At 63.0% G+C, this 15,076-nt stretch carries 10 protein-coding genes and 1 riboswitch; of the genes, 4 read left to right on the plus strand and 6 right to left on the minus strand.

Features of this window, described 5'->3' with window-relative positions; genetic code table 11:
• Positions 1-129 precede the first annotated feature (129 nt).
• Positions 130-299, plus strand: a riboswitch (M-box (ykoK) riboswitch).
• Between the two features lie 283 nt (positions 300-582).
• The 3 genes from EET10_RS12700 to EET10_RS12710 all read left to right on the plus strand — a co-directional run bounded on the left by EET10_RS12700 (position 583) and on the right by EET10_RS12710 (position 2,949).
• Positions 583-831 (plus strand): Rv1535 family protein, encoded by a 249-nt coding sequence (locus EET10_RS12700; RefSeq protein WP_036395381.1) that lies wholly within the window; start codon positions 583-585, stop codon positions 829-831.
• Positions 832-1,083: 252 nt separating this feature from the next.
• Positions 1,084-1,971: a glycosyltransferase family 2 protein gene (locus tag EET10_RS12705; protein ID WP_036395380.1), complete on the plus strand. Its 888-nt coding sequence runs from the start codon at positions 1,084-1,086 to the stop codon at positions 1,969-1,971.
• 207 nt (positions 1,972-2,178) lie between these two features.
• A complete protein-coding gene (locus tag EET10_RS12710) occupies positions 2,179-2,949 on the plus strand; it encodes a glycosyltransferase family protein (RefSeq protein WP_036395414.1) in 771 nt (256 codons plus the stop codon).
• A 31-nt stretch (positions 2,950-2,980) separates the two neighbouring features.
• On the opposite strand, the gene EET10_RS12715 is transcribed toward EET10_RS12710, so the two are convergent.
• From EET10_RS12715 to EET10_RS12735, 5 genes are all read right to left on the minus strand, one after another.
• Complete coding sequence (locus tag EET10_RS12715) at positions 2,981-3,682, minus strand: class I SAM-dependent methyltransferase (protein ID WP_051490354.1); 702 nt, start codon at positions 3,680-3,682, stop codon at positions 2,981-2,983.
• A 30-nt stretch (positions 3,683-3,712) separates the two neighbouring features.
• Positions 3,713-4,423 carry a GAP family protein gene (locus EET10_RS12720; protein WP_244601931.1) on the minus strand — a complete coding sequence of 237 codons (711 nt, stop codon included), beginning with the start codon at positions 4,421-4,423 and terminating at the stop codon, positions 3,713-3,715.
• A gap of 157 nt (positions 4,424-4,580) precedes the next feature.
• Positions 4,581-5,849 carry a glycosyltransferase gene (locus EET10_RS12725; protein ID WP_036395378.1) on the minus strand — a complete coding sequence of 423 codons (1,269 nt, stop codon included), beginning with the start codon at positions 5,847-5,849 and terminating at the stop codon, positions 4,581-4,583.
• 58 nt (positions 5,850-5,907) lie between these two features.
• Positions 5,908-7,263 carry a hypothetical protein gene (locus tag EET10_RS12730; protein WP_244601932.1) on the minus strand — a complete coding sequence of 452 codons (1,356 nt, stop codon included), beginning with the start codon at positions 7,261-7,263 and terminating at the stop codon, positions 5,908-5,910.
• A 42-nt stretch (positions 7,264-7,305) separates the two neighbouring features.
• A complete protein-coding gene (locus EET10_RS12735; RefSeq protein ID WP_036395376.1) occupies positions 7,306-8,814 on the minus strand; it encodes a condensation domain-containing protein in 1,509 nt (502 codons plus the stop codon).
• 705 nt (positions 8,815-9,519) lie between these two features.
• Between EET10_RS12735 and ileS the strand changes: the two genes are divergently transcribed.
• The gene (ileS, locus tag EET10_RS12745) at positions 9,520-12,723 is read left to right on the plus strand and encodes an isoleucine--tRNA ligase (protein WP_036395374.1); all 3,204 of its coding nucleotides are present in this window, start codon (positions 9,520-9,522) and stop codon (positions 12,721-12,723) included.
• Here the strand turns inward: ileS and EET10_RS12750 are convergent.
• Positions 12,720-15,008 carry an arylsulfatase gene (locus EET10_RS12750; protein WP_122502192.1) on the minus strand — a complete coding sequence of 763 codons (2,289 nt, stop codon included), beginning with the start codon at positions 15,006-15,008 and terminating at the stop codon, positions 12,720-12,722. The two genes, ileS and EET10_RS12750, sit on opposite strands and share 4 nt — an antisense overlap.
• Between the last annotated feature and the right edge of the window lie 68 nt (positions 15,009-15,076).

Below are 15,076 nucleotides of genomic sequence, written 5' to 3' on the forward strand. Positions count from 1 at the left end.
CATAACCCCAGTTCAGAGTGGGTAAACCTGCTGAATTGCTGTCAACGCCCATGGTGAATGCGTAAAGATTCGGACACGGGCCCCAGGTTCGTTTGACCGACTCGCATCGGTGGTGCATCATCTGTCGGGTAAGCACCTCGTTAGGTGAGGCGGCTACACGAACACAGGCCACTGACCCCGAACGTCGAAAGACGCCCCGGGTCAGGACAGCTCCTCCCGGCTTAAGGGTTGAGCCCAGGTGGCTTCCGGACTACCGGACACGTCGTGTGGTGCCAAAGCTCTGACGAGAGGGGTGCGGATCCGACGATCGTCGGCGTTCCGATACTCCTGTGTGCACGTAGAACGTGCGGATAGCCGCGCGTGCCGCGACCGCGAGGAGGTGAGGGACCCATGAGTTCCGGTGACAGTCCGGACCGATATCCGGGCTCTGTTTCGTCCCGATCCGATCGCCGGCGCGACGTACTGTGTTGAGTCGTCAAACCTAGATCAGCCCTGCTGGATCGGAATCGCTTCGGGACGGGACTACAGGTCTCCAGTCAGTCCAATCAGTCCATAGCTTTGTCTCCCCCCTAGGAGCTGATCATGACCGCTGTTCTGTACGACGAAGTAGTAACCGCAACCCCCGCTCCCCGGCTGCGCGTGGTGCGCGAGGGAGCCCCCGTCGAGACGCCCACGCCCGCGAAGGCGCAGGTGGCGCGGCGCGCCGCCAACCCGCCGTTCGGCGTCGGTGGGGACCCGCTCGTGGACGGGGCCGCCCGCATGCTGACCATTCCGATTCGGCACGTCTACGCCGCGCTATGGCGGATCGGCGTGCTCGAAGTCCGGGCCTAGCCCAGGCCTAGCCCGATGGATAGCGAGCATTCGACCTGCCGTATGACTCGGCGGGCATCCGGTTGACGGCTCCGAAGGGCGGCCCGGCTGCGGAAGTGGTTCTGCGGCTCGGCCACCCTTCGGGGCCGTTTTGGTGTCGGGCGAGCGCGCGTCATCAGCCGTCGGCGATGGACCACGCGCGGCGCTCCCGCGTACTACTGTTGCTGAAGTGTTGCGCAAGCCACGACTTCACCCGCAGAGGTACAGTTGCCCATGACCGAGGACCGCTATTTGCTGCACCCGGATCTCATTGGTTTGATTCCCTTCGGTGGTTCGCTCACCACCAGGCTACTCAATCGGCGCATCGAGGAAACCTTGATCGACGATCCGGCTAGAGATCCGCGGCTGAGCGTGGTCGTACGTGTATTCAATGAGGCGGCCAAATTGGAGAAATTGTTCGAAGATATCGATAATCAGCAATTCAGTAGCGAAATCGAGGTTGTGGTTGTCGACAACGGCTCAAGCGACCGGAGCCCCGAGGTGGCCAAACATTACGGCGCGGAGTTGGTGCGACTAGCCCAACGCGACTTCACGTATCCGAAGTCGTTGAACCTGGGTGTTCAGGCCGCGAGCCACGCCGTGGTGTTCGTAACGGTGGCCCACGTCCGGTTGAGCAGCCGTCATAACCTGCACGCCGGCGCCCGGCACTTCAGCAAGAACAAGGATGTGGCCGGTGCGTATGGCGTGGTGCTACCGAACGAGGGCGCATCGTTCGTGGAACGCTTCGGTGCGCTGACGGGAATGAATCAGTGGCTGGCACGCCCGGCGCGACCGGCGAGGCGTACCGGGCCGGGACTGCTGAGCGCGACCGGCGCGATGATCTCCAAGTCGGCGTGGCAGGAATTGGGCGGTTTCGATGATCGCTATCAGGCCGGTGGTGAGGATACGGCTCTGGGAAAGTCGATGCTGAAAAGCGGCTACCACATTATTCAAGAGCCTGCCTTGACGGTTCATCACTCGCACGGGCTGGGACTGAAGGACTCGGTCAAACAGGGCATTCACCAGCTGCAAATTCTCGGAGAACCCAAAGAATTCGACAGGAAGAAACTGTTGGCGCGCAGACCGGATCTGCGAGCCGGTGAGCCGGTCTCGGACTCCTAGCCCACCATTTGTTGTGAGTATTGCTTTTTTCGCATTTGCTGGGAGCTAAATATGGCGGTCCCGGTGGGGTCGTGAGCCGCCGTCTGCCGACGATAGTTGGCGTCCGCGGAGCGGTGCCGGCGCCGCTGCCCACGCGCATTCGGCACCGTTGTTTCCGGAGTGCCCTTCCCGACGCCGACGGCAGTGTACCGTCACCTCATGTCCGAAATGTCCGTACTGATCACGGTCCCGGTCTTCGGCCAGCATGAGTACACGCATGACCTCGTGAGCGACTTGGACCGCGAAGGCGCCGACTATCTGATCGTCGACAACCGGGGCGACTATCCCAGGGTCAGCAACGAACGTGTCATCACCCCCGGTGAGAACCTCGGTTGGGCCGGCGGCAGCGACCTCGGATTCCGGATCGCGTTCTCCGAGGGCTATTCCCATGCGATGACACTCAACAACGACACCCGCATCTCCAAGGGATTCGTCGAAGCCCTGCTCGACCCGCGGCTACCCGCTGATGCCGGGATCGTTGGGCCAATGTTCGACCGCGGCTTCCCGTGCGCAGAAGACGACGAGAAGCCGGACGCCGCGGATTATGTTCCCCGACCGCGATATCGGTGCGTAAACGTCGTGGAGGGAACGGCGCTGACGCTGTCTTGCGAATGCTGGAAAGAGGTCGGCGGAATGGATCTGCGCACCTTTGGTCGCTACGGGTGGGGGGTCGACTTCGATCTCGAGCTACGTGCCCGGAAAGCCGGATACGGCCTGTACACGACAGAGATGGCGTACATCAACCACTTCGGACGCAGGACTGCCAACACCCATTTCGGCAGTTGGCGATATTTGCTGGGCGCAAACCTGACCATGGAGCTGGCGATGCGCAAAACCCATGGCCGCACATGGCGCAAGCAATTCCCACCGGGGACATTGTCACGGCCGCTGTGGGGCGAGGCGGCGACGGCGTACACGACGCACCCGCTCGAGGACTGACCGATCCGCTTTCAAAGCGGTGCAACGCGCTTCACGAAGCTTGGCGGGCACCCGCTTTGAACGCGCTCAGCAGCCGCGGCCTCGGCGTGGCCGGCGACCCGACGCAGACATAGTGGAGATATCGGCCGTCGGCGAAGAACCCCAAACTGGCTACGGCAATCGCCACGCCAAGTGGGCCGGGCCAAGCGTTGATTCCCTCGACCCGCTGTATCCGCAAGCCCGCTTTCTTGAAAATCCGCACAATGCTCCTGCGGGTGAAGAAACGTATGTAGGTGCGGTCGAAGGGGCCAAAGTCCTCTTGCGGGAAGTCCTTTCGGAACAGCACCTGGCCCAGCGCGGGAAGAAAGCGGAAATTCGGAACCGCGGCGACGACGACGCCATCGGGCTTGAGCTTGGTGCGCAGCTTTCGTAGCGTCGCGGCCGGTTCCACCAGCCGTTCCAATATGTCCACGCAGATCACCGCGTCGAAGTAGCCGTCGGGTATTTGGGCGATCTCCCGCTCCAGGTCTTCGGTGAGGATGCGATCGATGACGGCGCAGTCAGGCCGGGTGGCTTGCTCATCGGACACGATGCCCCAGATTTCGGCGCCGGTTGGGTCTTTGACCGTGATGCCGAACGACCCATCCGCGCAGCCGAGATCGAGGACCCGTTGTGCGTCGGTGGGTATGAGCCGCAACGTCTCTGCCGCTGCTTGGCGGTAGTACCGCGCGAGGCGGCCGGGTTCTTGTGTCATCGGCTCAGCTGGCAACCCCGCGTGCTGCGTTCAGTTCACGCCGCTTGCCAGCAGGGCGACCCCCGCCGCGGCGAAGGCGACGGAGAGGATCTGGCGCCGATGGGTCCGTAGCCAGTTGCGCAGCCGCAACATCGTGGCTTCGGTTTTGTCAGGGTTGACCAGATGGCTGACAAGCGGGATCTCGACGATCGCGAGCATCACGAGAAGGTAGGCGACGGTCGCGCTGAGCTGAGTGCCGAACGCCGCACCCGAAGCGCCGATAGCGGTGAGTACCACCAGGTACTCCACCGGCGGTGGTCCCGCCGAACTCAGGCCGGCCACAAACGCCACCCAGGGAAACCCCCCCTCGAGTGCACCCTGGGCGTTTGCCATCAGCCGCGAGAATCGGGAGGGCTGCTCCTGCACCAGCACCGCCGAGGATTCGCCCGTGGACACCAGCGCGGGCGAACGGACCGAAACTCCGGCAGCGATCAGCGCCGCCACCACTAATGCCACGACACCAAGCGCGACTTGGATGTGCCCGACAGTGGAACTTGCCGCCAGGGACGTCACATTGTCGGCGAGGGCATGCGCGAAATCGCGCAGCAAAAGTAAAACGCCCAGAGCGACGGCTGCGCCCGTCGCCATTCCGCCGAACCAGAAAGCGAGCAGGTTGACCATTGGCCGCGGCTTCGAGATCAAGAAGAGGGCAACGCCCAGACGCACCGGCTCAGTCGCTGTGATCAGCGCGAGGATCAGCACTGTGGTCCACATCTGCCCCCTCCTCCCGTTCGCCGTCTTTCAGCTGACCGACACTGCGTCAACGCATAGGAAGCGGTCGCGACCGCCCGGGGCTCTGTCGTTCAAGAAGCGTTTCGCGGTCATGTCGTCCTGTTCGAGTGGGCAGTGCGCACCGGGGTCAGTCACGAAATTGCGCGCTGGACTGATTCCGGCTCACCTCATTTTCCAGAAGATCGGCTGCCCGCGTGGCGCTTTCGCCAGGTTTGGTCATCTGATTTGCAACCTCACGCGCCCGGTTGACGTACTCGGGAGCCAGAATTGCCCGGAGGTCGCTGACCAGCGTCTCCTTCGTGGTGGCCGCGAGCCGGCGCCCAGAGCCGACCTTGAGCCGCTTGATCTGGGCTAACCAAATCGGTTGCTCGATCCAGATCCAGAGGATCAGGGTCGGGATGCCGGCTCGCATGCCCGCCGCGGTCGTTCCCGCGCCACCGTGGTGTACAACCGCGCGGCAGGCCGGAAATACGGCGGCGTGGCTTACCCCGGACACTAGTTTGGCGTGGTCCGCGCACACGAGATTGCTGACGTCGTTCTGGCCGGTGCAGATCAACGCGCGTTCGCCCAATTCCGCACAGGCGGCGCTGATCATGGCGATGGTGTCGGCGGGCGAATCCACTGGCATGCTGCCGAAGCCGAAGTAGATCGGCGGCTTGCCGGCAGCAATCCACGACAACACCTCGTCGTCATAATCCGTCGGCAGTTCCAGGGTCAGGGCTCCGACGAACGGCCGCCTGTCAGCCCATTTCGCCCACTCGGTAACCAGACCGGGAAAGCACAGCTCGTCATAGGCCTGGATCTCGAGTGCCCGGCTGCCCAGAATGCGCGACGACGAGGACGCGGATGTCTTTGGCAGGCCCAGTTCTCGCCGCTGGGCGTCTTCAGGACTCTTCGTGATGCGCCACTGAACCCACCACAGCGCCGAAACCAGCGCGCGATTCAACCGCGCCGGCAAGATCGGCAGGAGCTGGCCATTGACCCGCGCGGGCATGAAGTGCATCGTCGCCAGCCGAATGTCGTAATACTCCGCGATGTTGGCGGCGATGCCCTGGTGGATCATGCCGGTCAACACCAGATCCACGCCGGTTGCCAACGATCTCAGGGTCGCCGCCATATCGGCCCAGGCCTGACGCAAGTCCGCGATACCCTCGCGCACCAACTTGATGGACGTCTGCGGCTTCCAGAATTCGTGCAAATTGTCTTCGTTGTCCAGCAGCGCCTGAGTGTCCGGCCCGTAGCTGACCGCATCCAGTCCGGCCGCTTCGGCCAAACCGATCAGGTTGGGTGGCACCGCGAGGCGAACCTCGTGGCCCCGGCGTAGCAGCTCCCGACCGAGAGCCGTGCAGGGTTCGACATCGCCGCGGGTGCCGTTGATCGCCAGTGCGAACTTCATCAGCGTCCCCTACCTTTTGCGTCCCGCCCCCGGGCAACCTCAGTCCTGTGACTGCGACCTATCCGAATACCTCGGCGGTCAGCCGATAATCTGCAAGCGTTTGTTCTATCAATCCGCGCAGCTGCCGGTTCGAATTCTCTGCGCCAAGTTGATAAGAGGATACGCTGATGAAAGCTTTTCCATTCAGACGCCCGGAGAAAAGGTACAGCTGGCCGCGTTGCCGCTCGATGTTCTGTCTGGTCGCACCTTGATTGAACAGGCGTGCCGAGAAATAGTCGGCATCGGTACCGTCTATACAATTCAAGTCTGGACTAAGGTTGCTGACATTCGAACAGCAAACCGGAAACTCCGAACTACCCAGGGCCAGTGCCGCCATCTTCCTGGCCAGCCACCGCGGCGTGTAAGGAACCAGCGGCAGCGGCTTGAGCAGCTCGTTTGGGGTTTCGTGGAGTGCGGCCAGGCTCTGTTTCATCTCGTTGCGGATGAGTTGCAAATCCGTTGTCACCCGCTCCGGGTCGACCCGGAAGGTAATGGCCGTCAGCGCATTCGCTCGTAAATCACCTGCGGTGCGTTCATTGACCGGCATTGTTATCGTGACAGCGCCATCAGCCGGGCTCAGCCGTCCCATGCGTTGCGCGAGCCTGGTCGCGAAAGCAACGAAAAGCGAATTACTGGACCCACCGAGTTCGAGTACCCGGCTGTCCCACGAAGTCAAATCGCAGGAAAATGTGACAGCAGGCAAAACAATTGGTTCGTCGCCGCGGCTCGACGTAGCCGGTGATGTGCCTGTTCGTGTCTTCGCACTGGGGTCGCGTTTGATGACCAGCATGATGCAGGCGATCAGTGCCCGAAAAACCTCGGGCAATCCGCGAACGGCGTCCCACGCGTCGCCAAGCAGTGCTCGTCCACGACTGCGCGATCGTGGGGCTGGATAGCCGAAATCTCGGGTGATGCCGTTGACGGCCTCGTGAATGGCGAGATGCAGCGCGACGCCGTCCACCACTGAGTGCGACGTGATAAGGGTTACCGCCGTCCCACCGTCGTGGAGCGGGAGGACCCCCAGATGCCAGCAAGGTCCGCATTCGGGGTCGACTCGAATCTGCGCACGCTCATCCAGCCAGTCCATGATTTCAGCGCGAGATCGGGGTGACCGAGCCACGTCGATTTCCGGTGCGTCGTGGTATTCGACCCAGCGGGGACGACCAAAGGGTAACGGGGAACGCTCTATCCGGCGCCCGAGCCAGCCACGGCCGAGGTTGCGGTTGAACCGGCACAACCCCTCCAAGTCAACCGGACGATCGTAGATCCAGGTCACTTGGCCGACGGTGTCAACACCGGTTGCGCGCAACCGAAGAAAAGCTACGTGGTCGAGAAAGGCGATCCTGTTGTCCGTCATGGCCGAAGAACGTGCCAATTCGAAACTCCTTGAAAAACCCGGATTTCCGGCCTAGCCGGCCTAGCCGGTGCGCCATGTGGTCAAGGGGGGGACCGCGGTCGCGGGTTCGTAAGCGCGCCGACTGTAGGCGAGGTGCAGTTGACTGCCGTTGTGGCGCCGGGCCGGCATCACCTCGCGTCCCTCGGCTACGCGGACATAGGCGGCCTTCAGCGTTTCTGCGTAGCGGGTGACCGACTCGCGGGCGATCGGGTTGTTCGGGAACAACACCGTCAACTGGGTCTCTTTCTCGAACCTGTTAACCCGGATGTCGATTTGCCCCATCATTCCGCCGTCGTGGCAGAGCCGGGCGTGCAAGCCTTCCACGTGGCAGTTGGCCAGCGCCGACAGCGGCGGAATGCCGGCGTCGAGGTAGAAAAGCAACGGTGCTCCCCATTGGCCTTTCCGCAGCCACGGAACCAGTTCCAGCACGCGGTCCAACGGCACTTCGGCCAATTCCCGGCCTGAATCAAAGCATTCCTGAGCCGCCTTGACGATTTCACCGAACGACGATCCGGTGGTGGGGACGGTGATCGGCACGAAGCCCGTGAACCAACCCGTCGTCATGAAATCCGTCTGGGTGCGGCGAATGTCGATGGGGACGATGGCGTGGAACTCGTCGGTTCCGGTCAATTCGTGTTCGGCCACTGCTGACATAGCGAGTACGCCGCCGCAGAACCGGGCTCCCGCCGACAAGCACGCGGATTCGAACGCGAGTGTCTGCCGCTCGTCCAACAGCCGTACGCCCATCATCTCGCACGGCGCAGATGTGTCCCCCAGTGGCAGTGGGAACTTGGGAAGGGAGCCGTCGTTGCTCTGGAAGAATTCGGCCCATGCGCGGATAACCGGGGAGTCCAAGGTGAGCCCGGCCAGGTGCTCCTGCTGCCGCGTGCAGTAATCGTGATAGCTGCCCGTCTCGGCCAGCCGCAACGGCGCTCCGCCCCCGACCAGTGCGACATACATCAGGTGGATCTCGGCGAACGCGACGCCGACGAACATGGCGTCGCAGTGAAGATGGTCAATGGCCACACAGAAGGTGAAATGGTCTGCGCGCTGAATGATCGAGAAGCGGAAGCAGTCCCACTCCAGCGGACTCGGGGTGGCCAACAGGTGGTCCCGCCATTGGCTTTGCGTTGTCAGCTCACCGTGCTGGGTGGCGACGAACTGAATGTCGTTGGCTTTGTTGATGGTTCGCCGCACGAAGTGCTCGCCATCGGTGTGCTCGAACCAGCTTCGGTAGGTGTCGTGGCGGCGCAGGTGCGCATTGATGACGTGCGTCATGGTGCGGATGTCGCATCGACCGGGAATATCCCAGGCGGAAATCAGCAATCGCGACATCTCCAGGCCGCGGCTGGCGTAGGACCGAAAGTTACGCAGGTGGTGGGCTTGCATATAGCTGGGCGGTACCGTGCTGATCGGTGCCTGCTTCGCCTTGGCGAGTGACGGCGGCGACGGTTGCCACGACACCAACATGCCCGGCTCGGGAGCCCATTCGCGGATTGTCCCGGCCTCTACTTTCCCTACTCTGACCATTCTTCCTCCCAGTCGCCCAGCAGGTTGCGATGCACCGGAGAGCCAAGGGTGGTCCACAGAACCTGGCACGGTGATGACATTTGTAGGGACCCCGGTGAACCGGGTTCGAGGTCGTGGCCGTAGCGATTTCGGGTTGCGCCACCGGTGCCGGTCCACCGCACGTCACGGGACACGTTGGACGGGTCGGTGCCCCTGGCCGGCCAACGGACTGCGGTCGTGACGGCACTTGGTAGGCCGGGTATCGTGGTGTTCACATGCCCCCTCATCAATTTGTCGTGCCTCCCCGAAGGCACGACCATATTACCGTCGGTGTGAGCTGCCCCATGCCCGACGTTGTGACGACCGTTCATCCGGGTATTTAGGTTTCTCGCGTTGGTGAGCTGAGCCTAGTTGATGGTTGGTGCATAAATTCCGGTTTTCGCTGCATTGGGTTTAAACCCACGGTTGAGGGGTTGCAGTTTGTTGGCTGGGCGGGGCTCGCACTCCTGCGCCGGGTAGGATCGGCCGCAACGGCGTTGATCCGGCTATCACCGGTAAGCCTTCGGAAGAACAGCGCAAAAGCCCAGTAGAACCGAACGGGTGGGCCCGTCACAGCCTGCAACGAGCGGCCGTGCGTAGGTGCGGCAAGCGGGGTGGTACCGCGGTGTTCGCGCTTCCGGCGCGTTGTCGTCCCCGTGTCTTGTGACAGACGACACAGGAGACGGCATGACCGACAGCGCCTACCCGCGCAGCGACCTGGGCGCCGACCAACGTGGTGGCTCTCCGGACTTTCCCGCGATGGAAGCCCAGGTCCTCGAGTATTGGGCCCACGACGACACCTTCCGCGCCAGCGTCGCGCGCCGCCACGGCGCCCCGGAATACGTGTTCTACGACGGGCCCCCGTTCGCCAACGGCTTGCCGCACTACGGGCATCTACTGACCGGCTATGTCAAGGACATCGTGCCGCGGTACCGAACCATGCGCGGTTATAAGGTGGAACGCCGCTTCGGTTGGGACACCCACGGGTTGCCCGCCGAACTCGAGGTCGAGCGTCAGCTGGGCATCACCGACAAATCGCAGATCGACGCCATGGGGATCGCCGCGTTCAACGATGCCTGCCGGGCTTCGGTGTTGCGTTACACCGACGAGTGGCAGGCATATGTGACCCGGCAGGCTCGCTGGGTCGATTTCGACAACGACTACAAGACACTCGATCTGTCGTATATGGAATCGGTGATCTGGGCGTTCAAACAGCTCTGGGACAAGGGCCTGGCATATGAGGGCTACCGGGTGCTGCCCTATTGCTGGCGCGACGAAACCCCGCTGTCCAATCACGAACTCCGGATGGACGACGACGTCTACCAGAGCCGTCAGGACCCCGCGATCACGGTGGGATTCAAAGTGCCGGGAGGCCAACCACTTAGAGAGCTAGCCGGCGCATTCCTGTTGGTGTGGACCACGACACCGTGGACGCTGCCGTCGAACCTGGCCGTCGCGGTCCACCCCGAGACGACATATGTAGAGATCAAAGCCGGCGATCGCCGCTTCGTGCTAGCTGAGGCAAGGGTGCCTGCCTACGCTCGAGAGTTCGGGGAAGATCCTGAAGTTCTCGGGACCTATCGCGGCGCCGACCTACTAGATATGCAGTACCAGCCGCCGTTTACATATTTTGAGGATTCACCTAACGCGTTTCGCGTACTGTCAGGCGATTTCGTTACCACTGAAGAGGGTACTGGAATCGTGCACATGGCACCGGCATACGGCGAAGACGACATGGCTGTCGCGGAGGCTGCCGGCATCGCGCCGGTAACCCCGGTCGATGCCAAGGGCCGTTTCGACGCCACTGTTCCCGATTACCAGGGACAGCACGTGTTCGACGCCAACGCCCAGATCATCCATGACCTGAAGAAACAAAGTGGTCCGGCGGCGGCGAACGGCGCGGTGTTGATCCGTCACGAATCCTACGAACACCCTTACCCACATTGCTGGCGCTGTCGTAACCCGTTGATCTACCGTGCGGTGTCGTCCTGGTTTGTCACAGTGACGGAATTCCGGGACCGCATGGTCGAACTCAACCAGCAGATCACCTGGTATCCCGAGCACGTCAAGGACGGCCAGTTCGGAAAGTGGCTGCAGGGTGCCCGCGATTGGTCCATCTCACGAAACCGCTACTGGGGCACCCCGATCCCGGTGTGGAAGTCGGATGATCCCGCCTACCCCAGAATCGATGTGTACGGCAGCTTGGACGAGCTGGATCGCGATTTCGGGGTCCGGCCGGACAACTTGCACCGGCCCTACATCGACGAGCTCACCCGGCCCAACCCCGACGATCCCACCGGGGAAAGCACGATGCGGCGCATCCCTGATGTGCTCGACGTGTGGTTCGACTCGGGCTCCATGCCCTACGCCCAGGTGCACTACCCATTCGAAAACCGTGACTGGTTCGACGGGGTCGATTGCGCCGATCCGGACCAACGGGTCGACGCCCACTATCCCGGGGACTTCATCGTCGAGTACATCGGGCAGACCCGTGGCTGGTTCTACACCCTGCACGTGCTGGCGACCGCGCTGTTCGACCGGCCCGCGTTCAAAACCTGTGTGGCGCACGGGATCGTGCTGGGCTCCGACGGCCAGAAAATGAGCAAGTCGCTGCGCAACTACCCCGACGTCAACGAGGTGTTTCACCGGGACGGCTCCGACGCCATGCGCTGGTTCTTGATGGCCTCGCCGATCCTGCGCGGCGGCAACCTGATCGTCACCGAGCAGGGGATCCGGGACGGGGTACGGCAGGTCTTACGGCCGTTGTGGAATGCCTACAGCTTCTTGGCCTTGTATACGCCGAAAGTGGGTACCTGGCGCACGGATTCGCCCCATGTGCTGGACCGCTACATCCTGGCCAAGCTGGCGGCGCTGCGCGAAGACCTCACCCGGTCGATGGAGGTGTGCGACATCTCCGGGGCCTGCGAACAGCTGCGGCAGTTCACCGAGGCGCTGACGAATTGGTATGTGCGACGGTCGCGTTTGCGCTTCTGGGAAGAAGACGGCGATGCCATCGACACCCTGCACACGGTGCTGGAGGTCACCGCCAGACTGGCTGCGCCGTTGCTGCCGTTGATGACCGAGGTGATCTGGCGCGCTGTGACCGGTGAGCGCTCGGTTCATCTGACGGACTGGCCGCGGGCCGATGCGGTGCCCGCCGACGCCGGCCTGGTGGCGGCGATGGATCAGGTTCGCGAAGTGTGCTCGGCCGCGTCGTCCCTGCGCAAGGCCAAAAAGCTGCGGGTGCGCCTGCCGTTGCCGAAACTGACTGTGGCAGTTGCTGATCCGGAACTACTAAAGCCATTCATCGAGCTGATCGCCGATGAGCTCAACGTCAAACAGGTCGAACTCACCGACGACATCGCCACCTACGGGCGGTTCGAGCTGACCGTCAACGCCCGGGTGGCCGGGCCGCGACTGGGCAAAGACGTGCAAGCGGCGATCAAGGCGGTCAAGGCCGGCGACGGCGTCGTCAATCCCGACGGCACCTTGACGGCAGGGCCCGCGGAGCTGCAACCGGAGGAATACAGCTCACGGCTGGTGGCCGCCGACCCGGAGTCCACCGCGGCACTGCCCGGCGGCGCAGGTCTGGTGGTGCTCGACGGCACGGTGACCCCGGAATTGGAGGCCGAGGGCTGGGCCAAAGACCGCATCCGGGAACTGCAAGAGCTGCGCAAGTCGACCGGGCTGGACGTGTCCGACCGGATCAGCGTGGTGATATCGGTGCCCGCCGAGCGTCAAGCCTGGGCGCAGACCCACCGCGATCTCATTGCCGGCGAAATCCTGGCCACCAGTTTCGAATTCGGCGACGCGGCCGGCGGCGTCGACATCGGCGACGGGGTGCGGGTGGCGATCACGAAAGCCGGTTGGGGGCGGCCGGCTGCGCCTTAGCGCAGCTGGATCGTCACCTCTTTGATGGTGGCGTTGAACGGGAATGTGCCCTCGTAGGTGTCGGCGGCCGGGGTGCCGCCGTCGAGCCCGATATCGAGCCCTTCGTCGGCGCTGAACCCCAGCGGAACCGTCCGCTCGATGCGAGATTCGGCCGCCGGGCATCCGTTTACCAGGAGTCGCGCGACGCCGCCTTTGCCTAAGCCTCCACCGTCATACTCGAAGTCGACCGCAACGGTCGAGTTTCCCGCGGGCAGGGGCGTTGCAGCCGCGATGGTCGTGTACTTGGACCCGAAATAGTTGTAGGTGAACTTGGCCAGTCCGTTCTGCACGTAGAGAGCCAGGCCTGCGAAGTAGCCGCCGGCGGCCAGGAGAACGCCGTCGACCGTGTCGCCACGGGGAGTCTCCAGGTCTGCGGTTATCGAGTAGGACCGGTTAAAGGCGCACCGAATGATGTCCTCAGGCATTCGGATTGATCCTTGCCCGAACGAAATCGAGGTTCGCTGGCCCAGAACCGTCGGCCGCGCACCGATCGCCCGCGCGGGGCCGCGGTCGTCGAGCGGAAAGACGTGGTTTTTCTCGCCTTCAGCGTCGAATAGTGCCTTCAACTCGGCAAGCCGATCGGGGTGCTGGGCGGAAAGATCAACGGCTTGACTGTAGTCCCGCGACAGGTCGTAGAGTTCCCAGCGGTCATCGGAGAAGGCGGGCATCTTCGAGCCCGGTTGCCACTGGATCTTGCCGTGATAGGTGCAGGCCATCCAGTCATCGCGATAGATCCCGCGGATGCCCTTGATCTCGAAATACTGGGTGCGACGCCGGTCCTGGGCGGCCGCGTCGTCGAATGTATACGCCAGGCTGATGCCGTCGTAGGGCTGCTGTGGCACGCCGTTGACAACAACCGGTGCGGGGATGCCGGCGGCTTCCAAGATGGTCGGGGCGATATCGATGACATGGTGAAACTGCGAACGCAGCCCGCCGCCGTCGTTGATGCGTTGTGGCCAGGTCACAATCATCGGATTGCGAGTGCCACCGAAATGACTGGCGAACTGCTTGGTGAACTGGAACGGCGTGCACATCGCCCAGGCGAAGCCGACCGGATATTCGTTGCTGGCCTTGGGCCCGCCGAAATCGTCGATCCTCGACAGGACGATCTCGGGGTCTTCTTGGAGGCCGTTCAACGTCACCATCTCATTGAAGACACCGGTGATCCCGCCGGCGGCGGCTGCGCCGTTGTCGCCGATGATGTAGACGAACATCGTGTTGTCCCAGACGCTCATGTCCTTGAGTGCGGTGACTATCCGACCGATCTCGTGATCGGTGTGGGCAAGGAATCCCGCGTAGACCTCCATGAGCCGCGACGCGATGCGCTGCTGCTCCTCTGACATCGCGTCCCAGGCGGGTATCGATTCGTGGCGCGGAGTCAACGCGGCCTCTGCCGGGATCACGCCCAATTCCTGCTGCCGCGCATAGATTTCCTCACGCAGCTTGTCCCAGCCGCCGTCGAACCGGCCACGAAAAGGTTCGCTCCATTCCGGGGACACGTGGTGCGGCGCGTGAGTGGCGCCGGGCGCCCAGTAGACGAAAAACGGTCGATCGGGCGACATGGCCTGCTGCCGGTGTACCCATTCGATCATCCGATCCGCGAGATCCGTCGTAAGGTGGTAGTTTTCAACGCCTTCGGGCCGTTCTACCGGCGCTGTGCCGTGATACAGACCGGGATTGTATTGGTGGGCTTCACCGCCCATGAAGCCGTAGAACTCCTCGAAACCCATCCCGGTTGGCCACCTGTCGAAGGGGCCGGCCGGACTCACTTCCCATACCGGGGTGTTGTGCCATTTGCCGAAAGCTGCTGTGCTGTAACCGTTTTGGCGAAGCGTCTCGGCGATGGTGGCGGCAGATTTCGGGATGATGCTGTTGTAGCCGTCGTACCCGGTGGCCCATTCGGTGATGTTGCCCGTGTTGACCGCGTGATGGTTCCGGCCGGTCAACAGTGCGGCACGAGTCGGGGAGCACAAGGCGGTCGTGTGAAACCGGTTGTACCGCAGTCCTTCCCGCGCCAGCGCGTCGCCCGTTGGCGTCGGCACCGGCCCGCCGAAGGTTGCGGTGGCCCCGAATCCGACGTCGTCGAGCAGGACGATCACCACATTCGGCGCGTCCTGTGGTGGGCGGATGGGAGCGATGGTCGGCATCGTCGACTCGGAAACCGTTCGCCCGGCTTTTCCCCCCGTCGGTGTGTCCGGCAACGGCAGCCGGGTCCGATCGACGGTGCTGGTCGGGTCGTGCGTCACGGGTTACCTCCACTCGGGTTGGGATTGGCTGGTGCTGTAGGCCCGGTAACGACAACGGCCGCCGAACG

It is taken from the genome of Mycobacterium pseudokansasii (assembly GCF_900566075.1).
Taxonomy (GTDB): domain Bacteria; phylum Actinomycetota; class Actinomycetes; order Mycobacteriales; family Mycobacteriaceae; genus Mycobacterium; species Mycobacterium pseudokansasii.

Coding starts and splice junctions, on each gene's coding strand:
- EET10_RS12710 (WP_036395414.1), top strand. CDS start 2,179: ATGTCCGTACTGATCACGGTCCCGGTCTTCGGCCAGCATGAGTACACG.
- EET10_RS12725 (WP_036395378.1), bottom strand. CDS start 5,849: ATGAAGTTCGCACTGGCGATCAACGGCACCCGCGGCGATGTCGAACCC.
- EET10_RS12715 (WP_051490354.1), bottom strand. CDS start 3,682: ATGACACAAGAACCCGGCCGCCTCGCGCGGTACTACCGCCAAGCAGCG.
- EET10_RS12705 (WP_036395380.1), top strand. CDS start 1,084: ATGACCGAGGACCGCTATTTGCTGCACCCGGATCTCATTGGTTTGATT.
- ileS (WP_036395374.1), top strand. CDS start 9,520: ATGACCGACAGCGCCTACCCGCGCAGCGACCTGGGCGCCGACCAACGT.
- EET10_RS12735 (WP_036395376.1), bottom strand. CDS start 8,814: ATGGTCAGAGTAGGGAAAGTAGAGGCCGGGACAATCCGCGAATGGGCT.
- EET10_RS12700 (WP_036395381.1), top strand. CDS start 583: ATGACCGCTGTTCTGTACGACGAAGTAGTAACCGCAACCCCCGCTCCC.